The sequence below is a fragment of the Brachybacterium sp. genome, from assembly GCF_052095815.1.
In the GTDB taxonomy this organism is placed as follows: domain Bacteria; phylum Actinomycetota; class Actinomycetes; order Actinomycetales; family Dermabacteraceae; genus Brachybacterium.
Window position 1 is genome coordinate 12,814 of the sequence record NZ_JBQDLF010000012.1, and the last position, 15,653, is coordinate 28,466.

14 protein-coding genes are annotated in these 15,653 nt (G+C 71.7%); 6 read left to right on the forward strand and 8 right to left on the reverse strand.

Annotated elements, in window-relative coordinates; all coding sequences use genetic code 11:
- The first annotated feature begins 134 nt into the window (after positions 1-134).
- The 3 genes from ACTH43_RS07045 (at position 135) to ACTH43_RS07055 (ending at position 2,964) form a co-directional block, all read left to right on the forward strand.
- Positions 135-992 (forward strand): uroporphyrinogen-III synthase, encoded by an 858-nt coding sequence (locus ACTH43_RS07045; protein WP_441444214.1) that lies wholly within the window; start codon positions 135-137, stop codon positions 990-992.
- Complete coding sequence (locus ACTH43_RS07050; RefSeq protein ID WP_345076034.1) at positions 989-1,699, forward strand: sirohydrochlorin chelatase; 711 nt, start codon at positions 989-991, stop codon at positions 1,697-1,699. Before ACTH43_RS07045 ends, ACTH43_RS07050 begins: the two co-directional genes overlap by 4 nt.
- A 110-nt stretch (positions 1,700-1,809) precedes the next feature.
- Positions 1,810-2,964: an intradiol ring-cleavage dioxygenase gene (locus ACTH43_RS07055; RefSeq protein ID WP_441444215.1), complete on the forward strand. Its 1,155-nt coding sequence runs from the start codon at positions 1,810-1,812 to the stop codon at positions 2,962-2,964.
- Positions 2,965-3,087: 123 nt separating this feature from the next.
- On the opposite strand, the gene ACTH43_RS07060 is transcribed toward ACTH43_RS07055, so the two are convergent.
- The 6 genes from ACTH43_RS07060 to ACTH43_RS07085 form a co-directional block, all read right to left on the reverse strand.
- Positions 3,088-4,131 carry an ABC transporter permease gene (locus tag ACTH43_RS07060; RefSeq protein WP_441444216.1) on the reverse strand — a complete coding sequence of 348 codons (1,044 nt, stop codon included), beginning with the start codon at positions 4,129-4,131 and terminating at the stop codon, positions 3,088-3,090.
- On the reverse strand, positions 4,128-5,204 hold the full coding sequence (locus ACTH43_RS07065; protein ID WP_441444217.1) for an ABC transporter permease: 1,077 nt from the start codon (positions 5,202-5,204) through the stop codon (positions 4,128-4,130). The genes ACTH43_RS07060 and ACTH43_RS07065 overlap by 4 nt, the downstream gene beginning before the upstream one ends.
- Positions 5,201-6,769 carry a sugar ABC transporter ATP-binding protein gene (locus ACTH43_RS07070; protein WP_441444218.1) on the reverse strand — a complete coding sequence of 523 codons (1,569 nt, stop codon included), beginning with the start codon at positions 6,767-6,769 and terminating at the stop codon, positions 5,201-5,203. Before ACTH43_RS07070 ends, ACTH43_RS07065 begins: the two co-directional genes overlap by 4 nt.
- A gap of 171 nt (positions 6,770-6,940) precedes the next feature.
- Entirely contained in the window at positions 6,941-7,957 is a 1,017-nt protein-coding gene (locus ACTH43_RS07075) for an ABC transporter substrate-binding protein (RefSeq protein ID WP_441444219.1), read from the reverse strand.
- Positions 7,958-8,246: 289 nt separating this feature from the next.
- Positions 8,247-9,797, reverse strand: a complete 1,551-nt coding sequence (locus ACTH43_RS07080; protein WP_441444220.1) for a sugar ABC transporter ATP-binding protein — start codon at positions 9,795-9,797, stop codon at positions 8,247-8,249.
- Between the two features lie 110 nt (positions 9,798-9,907).
- Complete coding sequence (locus ACTH43_RS07085) at positions 9,908-10,930, reverse strand: LacI family DNA-binding transcriptional regulator (RefSeq protein WP_441444221.1); 1,023 nt, start codon at positions 10,928-10,930, stop codon at positions 9,908-9,910.
- A gap of 370 nt (positions 10,931-11,300) precedes the next feature.
- Here ACTH43_RS07085 and ACTH43_RS07090 point away from each other — a divergent pair, with 370 nt between their 5' ends.
- Complete coding sequence (locus ACTH43_RS07090; protein WP_441444281.1) at positions 11,301-12,311, forward strand: aldo/keto reductase; 1,011 nt, start codon at positions 11,301-11,303, stop codon at positions 12,309-12,311.
- Between the two features lie 10 nt (positions 12,312-12,321).
- Here ACTH43_RS07090 and ACTH43_RS07095 read toward each other — a convergent pair whose 3' ends face one another.
- Positions 12,322-13,251, reverse strand: coding sequence for a LysR family transcriptional regulator (locus ACTH43_RS07095; protein ID WP_441444222.1), 930 nt, complete (start codon positions 13,249-13,251; stop codon positions 12,322-12,324).
- A 69-nt stretch (positions 13,252-13,320) separates the two neighbouring features.
- On the opposite strand from ACTH43_RS07095, the gene ACTH43_RS07100 reads away from it, so the two are divergent.
- Positions 13,321-14,838: an MFS transporter gene (locus ACTH43_RS07100; protein ID WP_441444223.1), complete on the forward strand. Its 1,518-nt coding sequence runs from the start codon at positions 13,321-13,323 to the stop codon at positions 14,836-14,838.
- Here ACTH43_RS07100 and ACTH43_RS07105 read toward each other — a convergent pair.
- Positions 14,820-15,245 carry an FCD domain-containing protein gene (locus ACTH43_RS07105; RefSeq protein WP_441444224.1) on the reverse strand — a complete coding sequence of 142 codons (426 nt, stop codon included), beginning with the start codon at positions 15,243-15,245 and terminating at the stop codon, positions 14,820-14,822. The two genes, ACTH43_RS07100 and ACTH43_RS07105, sit on opposite strands and share 19 nt — an antisense overlap.
- On the opposite strand from ACTH43_RS07105, the gene ACTH43_RS07110 reads away from it, so the two are divergent.
- Positions 15,240-15,536 (forward strand): hypothetical protein, encoded by a 297-nt coding sequence (locus tag ACTH43_RS07110; protein ID WP_441444225.1) that lies wholly within the window; start codon positions 15,240-15,242, stop codon positions 15,534-15,536. The two genes, ACTH43_RS07105 and ACTH43_RS07110, sit on opposite strands and share 6 nt — an antisense overlap.
- Positions 15,537-15,653 lie beyond the last annotated feature (117 nt).

Here is a 15,653-nt window from a genome sequence, read left to right on the forward strand (position 1 = left end):
GAAACGTCGGCAGCGCTCGCCCCCGCTGAGCTGAGCCCATCGGCCGCGCTCGCCCTCGCGGAGCCGAACCGGTCAGCGGCGCCGGACCTCGCCGAGATGGCCGCACTCGGCGGGCAGACGCCGGAGCACGCGGCGTGAGCACCCCGCCCCAGCTCTCCAGCGCGCTCGAGGGCAGGCGGCTCGTGCTCGCCCTGGACCGCCGGGCCGAGGAGCTCGCCGCCGCACTGATCCGCCACGGTGCCGAGATCCAGCACGCCCCCGCAATGAGCATGATCCCGCACGTGGACGACCCGCAGCTGCTGGCCCGCACCGCCGAGCTCATCGCCCTCCCGCCGACCCTGCTCATCGCGACCACCGGGGTGGGGGTGCGCGGCTGGTTCGAGGCCGCCGACGCCGCCGGTCTCGCCCCCTCGCTGCGCGCCGCGCTCGCCGGCACCCGGGTCCTCGCCCGCGGCCCCAAGGCCCGCGGCGCCGCCCAGCAGGCAGGGCTCACCGTGGACTGGGTCGCCCAGGAGGGAACCTCCGCCGAGGTGATCGCCCACCTCGCCGGCCAGGACCTCACCGGGACCCGCGCCGCCGTGCAGCACCACGGCTCCGGGGCCGACGGCCTCGACGAGGCGCTCCAGGACGCCGGCGCCGAGGTGGTGGCCCTGACCGTCTACCGCTGGGGACCACCGCGCGACCCCGCCGCTGTGCACCGCTCCGTGTGTGATGCCGCCGCCGGAGCAGTGGACGCGGTCCTGTTCACCGCCGCACCCGGCACCGAGAACTGGCTGGTCGCCGCCGAACAGGCCGGCGCCCTGCCGGCGATCGCCGCCCGCACCCGCGCCGGTGAGCTGGTCATGGCGGCCGTCGGCCCCCTCACCGCCGCACCCCTGGAAGCGCGCGGGATGCCCGCACTGCTGCCCGCCCGCAGCCGGATGGGCGCGCTGGCGCGCGCCGTCATACAGCACTTCGATCCCACCGCCCCGACGGCGCAGGAGGACTCATGACCGCGCTGATCGCCTGCTCCCACGGCACCCGCTCCGCCGCGGGCCGCGCCGTGATCGCCCGGATCCGGGAGCAGCTCGCCCGCGCCGTCCCGGACGCCGAGGTGCGCGAGGCCTACGTCGACGTGGAGCAGCCTGAGGTCGCGGGCGTCGTCACGCGCGCCGCCGCGGAGGGCCCCGTGGTGGTGGTGCCGCTGCTGCTCTCGACCGGTTTCCACACCTCCGTGGACATCGCCGCGGCCGTCGAGCCCCATCCCCGCGCCGTCGCCGCCCCCGCCCTCGGCCCGCACCCGGCTCTGGTGCGGGCGCTGCGGGACCGACTCGCCGCCGTCAGCGAGGGAGATGCCGGGCATCGCCCCGGCGATCATGTGGTGCTCGCCGCAGCCGGCTCCTCCGACCCGGCCGCCGCCCGTGCCGTGGAGCACATGCGTGATCTGGTCGCCGCCCACCTGCCGTGCCCCGTGAGCATCGGATACGGGGCGGGCTGCGCGCCCTCCCTCCCGGAGGCCGTCGACGCGGCGCGTGCGGCCGGCGCCCGGAGGGTGATCGCGGCGAGCTATGTGCTGGCCCCGGGCCATTTCGCGAACCTCGTCGGCGGCGCCGGGGCCGACCTCGTCAGCGCCCCGCTGGGGGCGCATCCGGAGGTGATCGGCGTGGCCGCCGCGCGGTTCCGGGAGGCGCTGGCCGTCCTCGCTCAGCCCGTGAGCTGATCCAGGGAACTCCCCACCGAACCCCAAAAAGGTCACGGAAAGGTCACAGCACGCCCACAGCCAGCGGTTCTACGTTTCTCGCTCCAGCACAGGACACCGAGAGGACCGCCATGGACAATGTCCCGCACCGCCCCGTCGGCCGCGCTTATCCCGAGGCCCGCGAGCACGACCCTGCCGCGCCGGCGACGGACCCTCCGACCCGCTTCGAGGGCCGCCCCCTGCACCACCCCGAGGAGGACGTCGAGGACCAGGGCCTCGCCTTCGACGTCGGTACGCTCGTCTCCCGCCGCGGAGTGCTCGGAGTGCTCGGCGCCGGCAGCGTCGCCGCGGTCCTCGCCGCCTGCACCGGCGGAAGCGCCGAGACGTCCGACGGCGCCGGCAACGGGGGAGGGGTGAGCGGCGGTGGGGCGAGTGACGGCGGCGGCACCTCCGCCTCAGCCCTCGAGGAGATGCCCGGCGAGACCGCCGGCCCCTACCCGGGGGACGGCTCCAACGGCGCGGACGTGCTCGAGACCAGTGGCGTCGAGCGCAGCGACCTCCGCTCCAGCATCGACTCCGACACCACCGCCGAGGGCGTGCCGCTCGAGCTCACCATGAACATCATCGACATGGCCAGCGGCGACGTGCCGATGGAGGGCGCGGCGGTGTACCTGTGGCACTGCGACGCCGAGGGCCGCTACTCGATGTACTCCCAGGGGCTGGAGAACGAGACCTACCTGCGCGGTGTGCAGATCACCGACTCCGCGGGCGCCGTCACCTTCACCAGCATTCTCCCCGGCTGCTACGCTGGCCGCTGGCCCCACCTCCACTTCGAGGTGTTCCCGGACGCCGACTCGATCGTCGACGCCGGCAACGCGATCCTCACCTCCCAGATCGCCCTGCCCGAGGTGGAGTGCCGCGAGGTCTACGCGCTCGAGGGCTATGCCGGCTCCACCGCGAACCTCGATCAGCTGACCCTCGAGAGCGACGGGATCTTCTCCGACGGCTACGAGCAGCAGCTGGTCGCCTTCAGCGGTGACCTCGAGGGCGGCTACTCCTTCAGCATCGACGTCCCGATCGACACGACCACCGAGCCTGAGGCCGGCGGGATGCCCGGTGGGGGCGGCGGTGAGGGTGGCTCTGGCGGGGAACCCCCCGCGGGTGGCGAGGGAGGCCCGGGTGGCGGCGGCACCCCGCCCGAGGACGCACCGCAGGGCGGGGGCCCCGGGGGCGAGCCTCCGGCGGACGGCGAGGGGTCCGAGGCGCCCAGCGACGGCGGGGAGTGACGGCCGGGAGGGACGGCCGGGAGTGACGGGGGCGCAGGGAACCCGCTGCAGCGCGGCCGGGCTCTGCCCGCCCGGCCGCACTGTCCCCGTCGGGCCGCCCCCGCTGCTGCTCTGCCCGCTCCGCTACTCCCGCTGCCGCGCCATCACCGCGCGCTGCAGCAGCACGAAGATCAGCAGGATCCCGCCGGTGATGATGGTGGTGGCCTCTGGGGGGATGCTGCCGTCGCGGGTGATCAGCACGTTCATCAGGCCCAGCACGAGCGCGCCTACCACGGAGCCGAGCACGTAGCCGAAGCCGCCGGTGAGCAGGGTGCCGCCGATGACCGCGGCGGCGATCGCGTCGAGCTCCCAGCCGATGCCGGTGATGTTCTGGGCGGAGCCGAGGCGCGCGGTGTAGACCACGGCGGCGATCCCGGCGAGGGTCCCGCTGATCACGTAGATCAGCAGTTTGGTGCGCAGCACCGGCAGGCCCATCAGGGAGGCGGACTGCTCGGAGCCGCCGATGGCGTAGACGGTGCGGCCGGTGCGGGTGCGGTGCAGCACCAGGAACGCGGCGATGACCACCAGCAGAGCGATCAGCACGCCCGGGGTGATGACCAGGTCGTTGACCTTCGGACCGTCGATGATCTTGAGCTTCGTGCCCAGCAGCAGGATCCCGGAGCCCTCCTCGAGCCGCACCGGCACGGTGGAGAGCATCGAGGCCAGGCCCCGCCCCAGGAACATCATCGCGAGCGTCGCGATGAAGGGTTGGACGTTGAAGTATTGGATGAGGATTCCGGAGGCGAGCCCGATCGCGGAGCCGATCCCGATCATGACCACGATGACCAGCACCGCATTCATCCCGGTGCCGGCGAGCATCACCCCGCACACGGAGGACAGCGCGATGATCGCCCCGACGGAGAGATCGATCCCGCCGCTGATGATCACGAAGGTGAGCCCCACGGCCAGGATGATCAGGTGGGCGTTGTTGATGAAGAGGTTCGAGAGGGTGCTGAGCTGGAAGATCCGACCGTAGGCCGTCTCCCCGTAGATCAGCATCAGCACGAAGATGACCAGCGCGGCCAGGGTGGGCAGCGAGTCGGCGCGGAAGAAGCTCTTCAGCCGGTGCAGGAGCGAGGGGCGCGGCGGGGTGCTGGTCGCCGACGGGGTGGTGGTCGCGGTGCTCATGCGGAGACCGCCTCCTTCGGGGTCTCGCTGCGGGGGCCGACGGGCTGGGAGCGGCGGGCACGGAACAGGTCCCGTACCCGCTGGGACTGCAGCAGGCACAGCGCGATGATCACGATCGCCTTGAACGCCGGGGTGGCGGAGGAGGAGATGCCCAGGAACACCACCGTCTTGTCGAGGGTCGCGATCAGCAGCGCCCCGATCACGGCGCCGGTGATGTTGAACTTCCCGCCCGCCAGGGAGGTCCCGCCGATCACGACGGCGAGGATCGCATCCATCTCCAGCTGGTAACCGGTGTTGGAGACGTCCACCGTCATCACGCTCGCGGTCGCGAATACGCCGCCCACCGCGGCGAGGAGCCCGGAGGCGATGTACACCGCGAACAGCAGCCCGCGCCGGTTCACCCCGGCCAGGCGTGCGGCCCGGGGATCCATGCCGATCGCCTCGATCATCAGGCCCAGTGCGCTGCGGCGCACCAGCAGGCCCACCGCGATCACGATCAGCACGGCGAGCACGAACACCACCGGGACGCCGAGCACATAGCCATTGGCGAGCCAGCGGAAGGACTCGTTGCTCGCCGCGGTGTTCTGCCCGCCGGTGATCACCTTCGCCAGACCTCGCCCGGCGAGCATCATCACCAGGGTGGAGATGAACGGCTGCAGCCCCACCACCGAGACCAGCACGGCGTTCACGGCACCGAGCGCCCCTCCCAGCAGCAGCGCGAGCGCGAGCGCGCCGGCGGCGGCGCCGAGAGAGCTGCCGGCGGAGGAGAGGAACTCCATCGCGATCGCACCGGAGACCGCCATCAGCGAGCCCACCGAGAGGTCGATCCCGGCCGTCGCGATCACCAGACACATGCCCACCGAGATCATCGCGATCGGGGCGGCGGCGCGCAGGATGTCGATGACGTTGCCGACCAGCGAGCCGGTGGTCTCGTTGTAGCTGACCGCCAGGTATCCGGGGTCCTTGAGCGTGTTGATCAGCAGCAGCAGGGCGATCGCGATGATCCCCCAGAAGTAGGGGCGGCGGATCAGGTCGAGCACCGCTGAATGCCGGGGTGTGCCGTCGAGGCTCATGAGCCGACTCCTGTTCCTGCGGGGTGGGGGCTCCCGGGCTGGCCCGGTGCGGGGTCCCCGGCGATGGTGGCGATCAGCGAGTCGGTGGTGACGGACTCGTCCACGGTGAGGTCCGCCAGCTTATGGCGGTCCTTCAGCACGATGATGCGGTCGCTGAGCCGCACCACCTCCTCGAGCTCGGAGGAGATGAACACGATCGCCACGCCGTCATCGGCCAGGGCGATCACCTGCTCCATGATCTCGGTCTTCGCGCCCACGTCGATGCCGCGGGTGGGCTCATCCAGGATCAGCACCTCCGGCTGGGTCGCCAGCCACCGTCCCAGCAGCACTTTCTGCTGGTTCCCGCCGGAGAGGTTGCTGATCGGCCGGTCCGGATCGGCGGGCCGCACGTTCAGCGCAGTCATGTACTTCTCGACCAGGGCGTCCTTCTCGTGCGCGGGCAGCGGCCGGGCCCAGCCGCGCTCCGCCTGGACGGCGAGGATGAGGTTCTCGCGCACGGTGAGGTCGCGGATGATGCCCTCATCGCGCCGGTTCTCGCTCGCGTAGGCGATGCGGGCGGCGAGTGCCTGGGAGGGGGAGGAGATCGAGGTGGTCGCGCCGCGCAGCTGCACGGTGCCGGATTCGGGTTTGTCCGCCCCGTAGACGAGGCGGGCGAGCTCGGTGCGGCCGCTGCCCAGCAGGCCGGCGATGCCGAGGACCTCCCCGGCGTGGAAGGTGACGTCCGTCGGCTCGGGCGAGCCGGTGCGGCTGAGGCCCTCGGCGCTGTAGACGGGGGTGCCGGTGCGGTCCACCTCGCGGCGGGCGCTGGCGCGCTCGAGCGAATCCAGTGCGCCGATCTCCTTGCCCACCATGGTGGAGATGAGCGCGCCCTGGCTGATCTCCTCGGTCATGAACTCGCCCTGGAACACGCCGTTGCGCAGCACGGTGAGGCGGTCGCTGATCTCGTACACCTGGTCCAGGAAGTGGGAGACGAACAGGATCGCGACCCCCTCATCCCGCAGCGAGCGGATCACCGCGAACAGCTGCGCGACCTCCGCCGAATCCAGGCTCGAGGTGGGCTCGTCCAGGATCAGCACCGTGGAGTCGGTGACCGTGGCGCGGCTGATCGCGACCAGCTGCTGCAGCGCGATCGACAGGGAGGAGAGCGGCTGGCGCGGGTCCAGCCCGCCGAGCCCCACCTTCGCCAGCACCTCGGAGGCCCGTCGATGGGTGGCACCCCAGCGGATGCCCAGTGGCCCGCGCAGCTCATAGCCGAGCATCACGTTCTCGCCGATCGACAGGTTCGTGCAGAGGTTCACCTCCTGGTACACGGTCGAGATCCCGGCGGCCTGGGCGTCGGCCGTGCCGTGCAGGCGCTGGGGGGTCCCGGCGACCAGGACCGTGCCCGCGTCGATGCTGTACACCCCGGTGAGCGCCTTGATCAGGGTGGATTTCCCCGCGCCGTTCTCGCCCATCAGGGCGTGGACCTCGCCGGGGAAGAGCCGGAAGTCGACCCCGTCGAGGGCCTTGACCCCGGGGAAGGAGATCGAGATGTCCTGCATCTCGACGATCGGTGGTGCGGGCATCGGTGCCTCTCCGTGGGTGCTGCGGGCAGCGGCGATCAGGTGCGGTGGGGTTCTGCGCGGCGCTCTGGTGTGCGCCGGGCTGGACAGACGTCCTGGTCTGGCCCATCCCGGTGCGGGGGGGGAGCCCCCGACCTTCGACCCTTCGGGTCGAAGGACGGGGCCGCCTGCTGCTCAGAACTTGCGGTCCGGGAGTGCTTCCTCAGCGGCCTCGGGCGAGTCGAAGGTGGTCGACTCGACCTGGATGTAGGACTCGACCTCGCCGCCGTCCAGCACGGTGTTGACCGCCTCCAGCGCCTGGTCGCCGAACAGCGGGTTGTACTCCGCCACGAAGCTCAAGGTGCCGGCGGCGAGCGCCTCGAGCGCTGCCTTGGTGCCGTCGATGGTCGCGATCTTGACGTCCTCGCCCGGGACCAGTCCGGCCTCCTCGACCGCCTGCGCGGCGCCGAGGCCCATCTCGTCGTTCTGTGCGAAGACCAGCTGGACGTCGTTGCTGTTGGACTTCAGCACCGTCTCGAAGACGCTCTTGGCCTCCTCGGTGGACCAGTTCGCCGTCTGCGCACCGAGGTTCGTGAAGGAGGACTCGCCCTCCATCACCGCGTTCCAGCCCTCATTGCGCTCGTTGACCACGGAGACGCCGGCCGGGCCCTCGAGCACGAAGTACTTCGCGCCGTCCGGGAAGGTCTCCAGCGCCCACTCGGCGACCGAGGTGGACACGGCGATGTTGTCCGGTGCCAGGCGGGTGACGTACAGGGAGGCGTCGTCGGGCTCGATGCCGCGGTCGATCAGCAGCACCGGGATCTCCGCCTCCTGCGCGCGGCTGAGGGACTCCTCCCAGCCGGAGCCCTCGGTGGCGGACAGCAGGATCACGTCCACCCCCTCATCCACGAAGGAGGTGAAGGCGTCGATCTGGGACTTCTGGTCGAGGTTGGTGGCGGGGGCGTACTTCAGCTCGAAGCCCGCCTCCTGGGTGAACGTGTCCTGGACGTTCTCCTCGTTGGCCTGGCGCCAGGCGCCCTCGGGGCCCACGGCGACGAAGCCGATCGTGATCAGCTCACCGGAGTCGCCGCCGGAGCCGCCCCCGGAGCCGCCGCCGGCGCTGCCGGAGTCATCAGAGGAGCAGGCGGCCAGGACGGTGCCGACGAGGCCGGCGGCACCGAGGCCGAGAAGGGTACGACGAGTGGTAGTCATGATCTCCTCCTTGAGATCGAGGGCGCCGTGGGCGCCTGCCCGGTATCGAGACCGGGCGCGGGGGCGGGGGCGAGAGGGGGACGGCGGACTGCCGCGCCATGTTCCACAAATGTTACCGGGAACATGGCGGAGTGCAAGGTAGGTCACATCACGAAACGGACACGGCCGCGGGACGGACGAAACGGACACGGTCGCGGGGCGGGGGAGCGACGCCGCGAACAGCTGCGGGACGTGCGGAGCGGCCGTGTGGACGGCCGGCGGTCGGGCGGAGCGGCAGCGCGGGCACGGCTCAGCCGGGCGCGACCTCGCCGATCGGCGGAAGGTCGTCGTCCTCCTCGGCGGGGGCCGCGATCATCTCCACGATCGTGTCCACGCTCAGCCCCGGGCCGTTGCTGACCTCGCCGATCTTCACCCGGTCCTTCATCACCACGATCCGGTCGCTGAGCCGGATCAGCTCATCGAGGTCCGAGGAGATGATGACGACCCCCACGTGGCTCGCGGCCAGGCGCGCGATCAGGGACTGGATCTCCACCCGGGAACGGATGTCGATCCCCTTGGTGGGCTCGTCCAGCACCACGATCCGGGGCCGGGTGGCCAGCCAGCGGGCCAGCAGCACCTTCTGCTGGTTCCCGCCGGAGAGCAGCTCGACCGGGGTGGCTGGATCGGCCGGAGTGATCCCGAGCTCGTCGATATAGGCTGCCACCAGCTCATCCCGTTCGGCGCGGGACATCGGCCGCGCCCAGCCGCGCATCGACTGCAGCGCGAGCGTGATGTTCTCGCGGATGCTCAGCCCCGCGATCACCCCCTCGCCGAGCCGGTCCTCGCTGGCCATCGCGATGTGGTGGCGCAGCGCCGCGGCGGGGGAGGCGAAGGAGACCTCGGCCCCGTCCACCTCCGCGCGGCCGGAGTCCGGTCGCTCACCCCCGGCCAGCAGCCGCGCGAGCTCCGTACGCCCGGAGCCGCGCAGCCCCGCGATCCCCACCACCTCGCCCCGGTGGAGGTCCAGATCCGTGGGGGACAGGACGTCCTGCTGGCCCAGGCCCCGCACGCTGTAGAACGGCCGGCCCTCGGGATGCGTGCGATGCTCCTGGCGCAGCGAGCCGATCCGGCGCAGCTCCTGCAGATCCCGCCCGATCATCAGTGCGATCAGCTCCGCCCGCTCGACCTGATGGGCGGGGAACTGTGCGATCCGGGTGCCCGCGCGCAGGACCGTCAGCTGGTCGCTGAGGGCGAGGACCTGTTCGAGGAAGTGGGAGGCGAACACCATCGCGACCCCCTGGTCCCGCAGCCGGCGCAGCACGATGAACAGCTGCTGGACCTCCGCCGAGTCCAGGCTCGAGGTCGGCTCGTCCAGCAGCAGCACCCGGGGACCGGTCGCCATGGCACGCGCGATCGAGACCAGCTGCCGCAGCGCGGGGGACAGCGACCGCAGCGGCTGGCGGGTGTCCAGCTCTGCCAGGCCCAGCTCGCTGAGCATCTGATGGGCGCGGTCATGCAGCTCTGCCCAGCGGATGCCGAGGCGGCCGTAGGGCTCATGGCCGAGCATCACGTTCTCGCCGATGCTGAGGTGCTGGGACAGCGGCACGTCCTGCAGCACTGCGGCGATGCCGGCGGCCTGGGCGTCGGCCGCTGAGGAGAAGCGCACCTCCTGGCCCCCGAGGCGGATGCTGCCCGAGCTGGGATGGACCACCCCGGCCAGCACGTTGATCAGGGTCGACTTCCCGGCGCCGTTCTCGCCCATCAGTGCATGGATCTCGCCGGGGCGGAGCACCAGATCCACCCCGTGGAGCGTGCGCACCGGGCCGAAGTCCACGGTGATGCCCCGCATCTCGACCGCCACAGCAGCATCCGCCGCCCGTCCCGCTGTCGGTCTTGCTGACCGCCCCGCTGCTGTTTTCGCTGCCCATCCGGCTCCGGGTTTCGCCGCCCGCTCCGACGCCCGTTCCGTGCTCACGGCGTCTCCCGTGCCTTCGCGGTGGACAGGCGCACGATCAGCTCGGGCGGGATCTTCGTGCGCTGCGGGAGGGGGCGGCCCTCGATCGCTGCCAGCAGCACGTCCACCACCGCGGCGCCGAGCATCTCGAAGGGCTGGCGCACCGTGGTCAGGGGCGGGATGGAATGGCGGGAGAAAGGGGCATCGTCGAAGCCGACGATGCTGAGCTCCCCCGGGACGCTGATCCCACGGTCGTGCAGACCGTGCACGATCCCGAGTGCCACCTGGTCGTTCGCCGCGAAGATCGCCGTGTAGTCCGGGCGGCGCTGCAGGCCGACGGCGAAGTCGTAGCCGAAATCTGCGGACCAGTCCCCGGCCACGATGGGCCGCTCCGGCATCCCCCAGGAGCGGGTGCGTGCCCGGAAGGCCCGCTCCCGGGCGCGGGCGTCGAGCCAGTCCATCGGGCCGGAGACGTGCAGGATGTCGCGGTGGCCCAGCGCCGCGAGGTGATCCACCGCCATCGTGACCCCCAGCTGCTGGTCCACGCACACCCGCAGCAGCTCCTCCTCGCGTTCGGGCTTGACCACCAGCACCGGGATCTCCGCGGCCAGCGCGCGCAGGGCGGCGAGCGAGGAGGAGCGCGGGGTGACCAGGCACAGCGCATCGATGCCGAGACCGGTCAGCTGCCGCAATGCCTGGGCGGCGTCGGCCGAATCATCCTCGTCCAGCGCGATCGAGCTCACCGAATAGCCGCGCTGCCGAGCCGCGCGATGGATCGCCCGCAGGGCGCTCGCCGGGCCGAACTCCGCCTCCGTCTCCACGATCGCGCCGATCCGCAGCGTCTTCTGGGTGGCCAGGGCCCGGGCGGCGATGTTGGGGCGGTACCCCAGCTCCTCCACAGCGGCGAGCACCTTCTCGCGGGTGCTCTCCTTGATGCTCGTGTGGCCGTTGAGCACCCGGGAGACCGTCATGTGGGAGACCCCGGCGTTCTCCGCGACCTGGCGGATGCTGGGGCGTTCGGAGGCGGATCGTGTGGTCACCGGGCCTCCGTCTCTTTCATGGAATCGCTGTCGTGGTGCGTGCTGCGTGCTGCGTGGTGCGTAACGCGTCGTGCGGAGCGCGCGTCGATTGTGCGGGAATCGTTCCCCGGGAGCGGCGCTCGCGGACCGGGAGATGTCGGCTCGCACCGAGATCGGGCGGACCCGCACGGTTCATCATGCCGGATCGGCCCCGTCCTGCCACGTTCATGCCTGGGAGGCGAAGGATCCGGGGGAGCCGAAACGCTGAGCGTTGGCGCTCGGAGCCGCCTTCGGTGAACCATATTCCCGCAGAAGCTCCATGGCCTGGGACACTGCTTGTCGAGTGCCGCCCCCGGCGGCTTGCCGAACATATGCGAGGTCGACGATGTCCATGCAGTACCGCACCCCCGCCCGTCTGGGCCGCCCGCTCTCCGTGATCGGTCAGGGCTGCTGGCAGATCGGCGCCGACTGGGGAGACGTCACCGACGACTCCGCCCAGGCCGTGCTCGGCGCCGCGCTCGATGCGGGCGTGACCTTCTTCGACACCGCCGACGTCTACGGCGACGGCCGCAGCGAGCAGCTGGTGGGCGCGATGCGCGCCGCCGCCGTCGACGGGGGAGCGGAGGCTCCGTTCGTCGCCACCAAGGCCTCCCGCCGCGCCGACCCCTTCGCCCCGGAGACCTTCACCGAGGAGAACCTGCGCGCCTGGGTCGAGCGCTCGCGGCAGAACCTCGCCATGGACACCCTGGACCTGGTGCAGCTGCACTGCCCGCCGCCGGCGATCTACCGCGAGGACCGCGTGTTCGACGTGCTCGACGCGCTTGCGGCGGAGAAGAAGATCGCCGCCTGGGGCGTGAGCGTGGAGACCTGTGAGGAGGCGCTGATCAGCCTCGAGCGCGAGCACCTCGCCTCGATCCAGATCATCCTGAACCCCTTCCGCCTGAAGCCCCTGGACGAGGTGGTCCCGCTCGCGGGCCAGAAGGGCGTGGCGATCATCGCCCGCGTCCCCCTCGCCTCCGGCCTGCTGACCGGCAAGTTCTCGCCCAGCAGCAGCTTCGCCGCGAACGACCACCGCAGCTTCAACCGCCACGGCGAAGCCTTCGATCAGGGCGAGACCTTCTCCGGCGTGGACTACGAGACCGGCCTCACCACCGTGGCCCGCCTCGAGCAGGCCCTCGACGGCGCGATGCCGCTCGCCGAGGCCAGCCTGCGCTGGATCCTCGCGCAGCCTGGCGTCACCGCCGCGATCCCCGGCGCCAGCAGCGGCGAGCAGGCCCGCCGCAACGCCGCCGCCGGCAGCGCCCCCACCGCCGAGCAGGCCGAGGTGCTCGGCCGCTTCGACGCCGCCGTGCGCGAGACCTACGACCAGCTGCTGCGCGAGAGCATCCACCCGCGCTGGTGAGCACGGCGGGTCATGCCGTCGTCGCGGTCCCCGGCGCTCGTCGGTGGCCGCGGGTCGCGATGTGCAGCACGTCCACGAAGTCCTCGACGATCGGTGAGGGATCGGGCCCGGTCACCACACCGATGGTGCGCCGGGCCTCGGGGTGGGCGATCGGGAGCTCGACGACATCCGCGGCGTGCGTGACGGCGCTCGGCGGCAGGACGGTCACACCCACCCCTGCGGCGGCGAGGCCCTGGGCGACCCGGTAGTCGTCGACCTCGAAGACGCTCTCGGGCAGGCCGCCGACGTCGGCGAGCAGGCGGACGATCGAATCGTGCAGCCCATACCCGGCGCTGAGGATCACCAGCTCGTGGGCGCGGAGGTCCTCGGGCAGGAGCGGGCGCTGGAGCCTCGCGATCGGATGCTGGGTGGAGGCCAGAGCCACCAACGGCTCATCGAAGAGCACCGCCACCTGGCCACCGGGGACGTTCTCCGGCTCCGCGACCAGGGCGAGATCCGCGGAGCCGTCCCGCACCGCATCGAGGGTCCCGCGCCGCGACCCATGGCTCAGCTGGAACCGGGTGGTGCGCCGGAAGGTGCGGAAGTGCGCGATCGCGCGGGGAAGGTAGCTCTCGCCCAACGCCGCCTGATAGCTGATACTGATCAGGGCGTTCTCCGTCCCTGCCTGGCGGCGCGCGGCGATGAGTCCGTTCTCGAGCAGTGCGAGCGCCTCGGTGCCTGCCTCCGCGAGATGGCGCCCGGCGTCGGTGAGGACGACGGACCGCCCTTGTCGCGCGGTCAGCCGCACGCCGGCGTGCTCTGCCAACCGGGCCACGGCCCGGCTGGCAGAGGGCTGCTGCATCCCCAGCACGAGAGCGGCCTCGGAGATCGTTCCGGTGCGAGCGAGCTCGACCAGGACGGGGAGGTCGGGCAGGAGACGACGCGCATCCGACTGATTCATACTCGCAGTGTATGTGACGTCGGCGAATCAGTATTAGTCATGCGCCCGGGGTTTGCATACCATGGCGAGATGTCTTCCTCGCCCGCGCCGAGCCCCGCATCCGGCGCTACCGCCACGCAGGGCACGGCGCGAGGCGCCGCGCAGGGCGCCTCGCAGGTCGGTGGAGCCCCGCTTCCCTCCGCATCGGTGGCGCCGCGCGGCTCGGCACGGCCCGAGGTCTCCACCCGTCGGCTCGCCCTGGTGCTGCTGCTCGCGGGCTTCGCCAGCTTCGCGGAGCTCTACGCCGTCCAGGGGCTGCTCCCCAGCCTCTCCGCCGACTTCGGTATCAGCGCCGCAGACTCCGCGTGGGTCGTCTCCGCCGGCACGATCGGCGTGGCCCTCGGCGTGTTCCCGTGGGCGTGGGCGGCGGGCCGCATCGGCCGCCTGCAGGCGCTGCGCATCGCCACCATCGCGGGCGTGCTCCTCATGCTCCTGGCCACCCTCGCGCCGACGCTCGAGGTGATGCTGGCCGGCCGCCTCCTCGCAGGAATCTTCCTGGGCGGCGTCCCAGTGCTCGCAGTGCCCTATGTGTACGACCTGCTCAGCGGCCGCCGCGCCGCCGTGGCCCTGGCCACCTACATCTCCGGCACCACCATCGGCGGCGCCGGCGGCCGGCTCCTGGCCGGGCCGCTCGGGGAATGGCTGGGCTGGGAGAGCGCGCTGATGGTGATCAGCGGCCTGAGCCTGCTGTGCGCGATCCTGTTCGCCCTGCTCGCCCCGGTGCCCGCCGCCGGCTCGGCCCTGGTCCCCGCTGCCAGGCCATCCGCGGCCAGCTCATCGGCGCGCACCAGCAGTCCCGCTGCACGCGCCAGCCAGTGGTCCCGGATCCGGGCCGCGCTCGCCCAGCCGCACCTGCGCCGGCTGAACCTGCAGGGGCTCCTGCTCACCGGAGTGATGGTGAGCTTCTACAGCCTCATCGGGTTCCGGCTCGCCGCCGAGCCGTTCCACCTCTCGCCCACCTGGACCGCGTTCGTGTTCCTCGCCTACTTCGCAGGAACGTTCAGCTCCCGCCTGGCCGGCACGTGGCTGCCCCGGTTCGGCTTCGTGCGCACCGACCTGGTGGCCCTCGCCCTGACCGCCCTGGGCCTCGCCCTCACCCTGGTCCCGCACCTGGCGGCGGTCGTCGCCGGGGTCGTGATCTTCACCGCCGGATTCTTCATGGCGCACTCCGCGGCGGTCACGACCGTGGGCGCGACCAGCTCGCCCCAGGCGCGCAGCCAGGCCAGCGCGCTGTACACGCTGTTCTTCTACCTGGGCAGCGGCGTGGTCGGCGGCCTGGTCGCCATCGCCTACGACCTCTCCGGCTGGGCGGTGCTGATCGGCGTGATGCTGCTGATCATCCTGCTGGCCGGGATCAGCGCGCTGACCACCAAGGTGCCTCGCCCGGAATTCCTCCGCGCGGAAATGGAGGGCGTGCGGGCCGACGGAGACCAGGGAGCTCTTGCGCTGGCGGCCTCCGCACAGACAGCGTCAGCGCATGCAGCCTCAGCGCAGGCTGGCCACACCCCGCAGAACCACTCCGCGGAGCGTCAGCCCGTCTCCTCCTGAAGCTGGGCCTCGAGCGCCGCACGCAGATGCTCGGCCAGCAGCTCGCCCGAATGCAGGATGTGCGAGCGCACCGCCGCGCGGGCGGCCTCCGCGTCACGGGCCTGGAGCGCCTCGATGATCGCATCGTGCTCGGAACGGGTGGCCTCCGGCCAGCCCTCGATCCCGTCATAGAAGCCGCGGGGCACGTACTTCGAGCACAGGCCGACGATCCGGTCCAGCAGCGGCGCATCCACCACCAGGTTCAGCGAACGGTGGAAGGAGTTGTTGAGCGACTCGAGCGTGGTCAGATCATCGCGCAGGGACGCGGCCATCATCTCGTAGTGCAGGCTGCTCAGCGCTCTGACCTGCTCATCGGTGATGATCGCGACCGCGCGGGAGGCGAGCTCCCCGGAGACGTCCGCGTGCACCAGGAAGGCGTCGGCGGGACCACGGTCACCATCGGGCTGCCCTCACCCGATGCCCGCTCGACGATCGCCCCGCTGGGGCTCACCGCCGAGGCTCGCACCATCGTCGGCTCCTACCTCGGCTCGGCGGTCCCCTCCCGCGACATCCCCGTCTACCTCGACCTCTGGCGACAGGGGAAGCTGCCCATCGAGGAGCTGATCTCGGACCGCATCAAGCTCGCGGACATCAACGAGTCCCTCGACAAGCTCGCCGACGGCAAGGCCGTGCGACAGGTGATCCTCTTCGAGGACTGATCCACGCAGCTGGCATCTGGCAGCTGACTCCCGAGCGATGTTCCTCGGGTCGTGCGCCCGGGCGGCAGCTCGCACCGGAGCCCGGTCGTGCTCGTTGCGCGGCCGGGCTCCCGTCGG

What these genes read in the sequence shown, in the direction of transcription:
- ACTH43_RS07095 (WP_441444222.1), bottom strand. Translation starts at nt 13,251, where the DNA reads ATGAATCAGTCGGATGCGCGTCGTCTCCTGCCCGACCTCCCCGTCCTG.
- ACTH43_RS07075 (WP_441444219.1), bottom strand. Translation starts at nt 7,957, where the DNA reads ATGACTACCACTCGTCGTACCCTTCTCGGCCTCGGTGCCGCCGGCCTC.
- ACTH43_RS07050 (WP_345076034.1), top strand. Translation starts at nt 989, where the DNA reads ATGACCGCGCTGATCGCCTGCTCCCACGGCACCCGCTCCGCCGCGGGC.
- ACTH43_RS07070 (WP_441444218.1), bottom strand. Translation starts at nt 6,769, where the DNA reads ATGCCCGCACCACCGATCGTCGAGATGCAGGACATCTCGATCTCCTTC.
- ACTH43_RS07060 (WP_441444216.1), bottom strand. Translation starts at nt 4,131, where the DNA reads ATGAGCACCGCGACCACCACCCCGTCGGCGACCAGCACCCCGCCGCGC.
- ACTH43_RS07090 (WP_441444281.1), top strand. Translation starts at nt 11,301, where the DNA reads ATGCAGTACCGCACCCCCGCCCGTCTGGGCCGCCCGCTCTCCGTGATC.
- ACTH43_RS07055 (WP_441444215.1), top strand. Translation starts at nt 1,810, where the DNA reads ATGGACAATGTCCCGCACCGCCCCGTCGGCCGCGCTTATCCCGAGGCC.
- ACTH43_RS07065 (WP_441444217.1), bottom strand. Translation starts at nt 5,204, where the DNA reads ATGAGCCTCGACGGCACACCCCGGCATTCAGCGGTGCTCGACCTGATC.
- ACTH43_RS07100 (WP_441444223.1), top strand. Translation starts at nt 13,321, where the DNA reads ATGTCTTCCTCGCCCGCGCCGAGCCCCGCATCCGGCGCTACCGCCACG.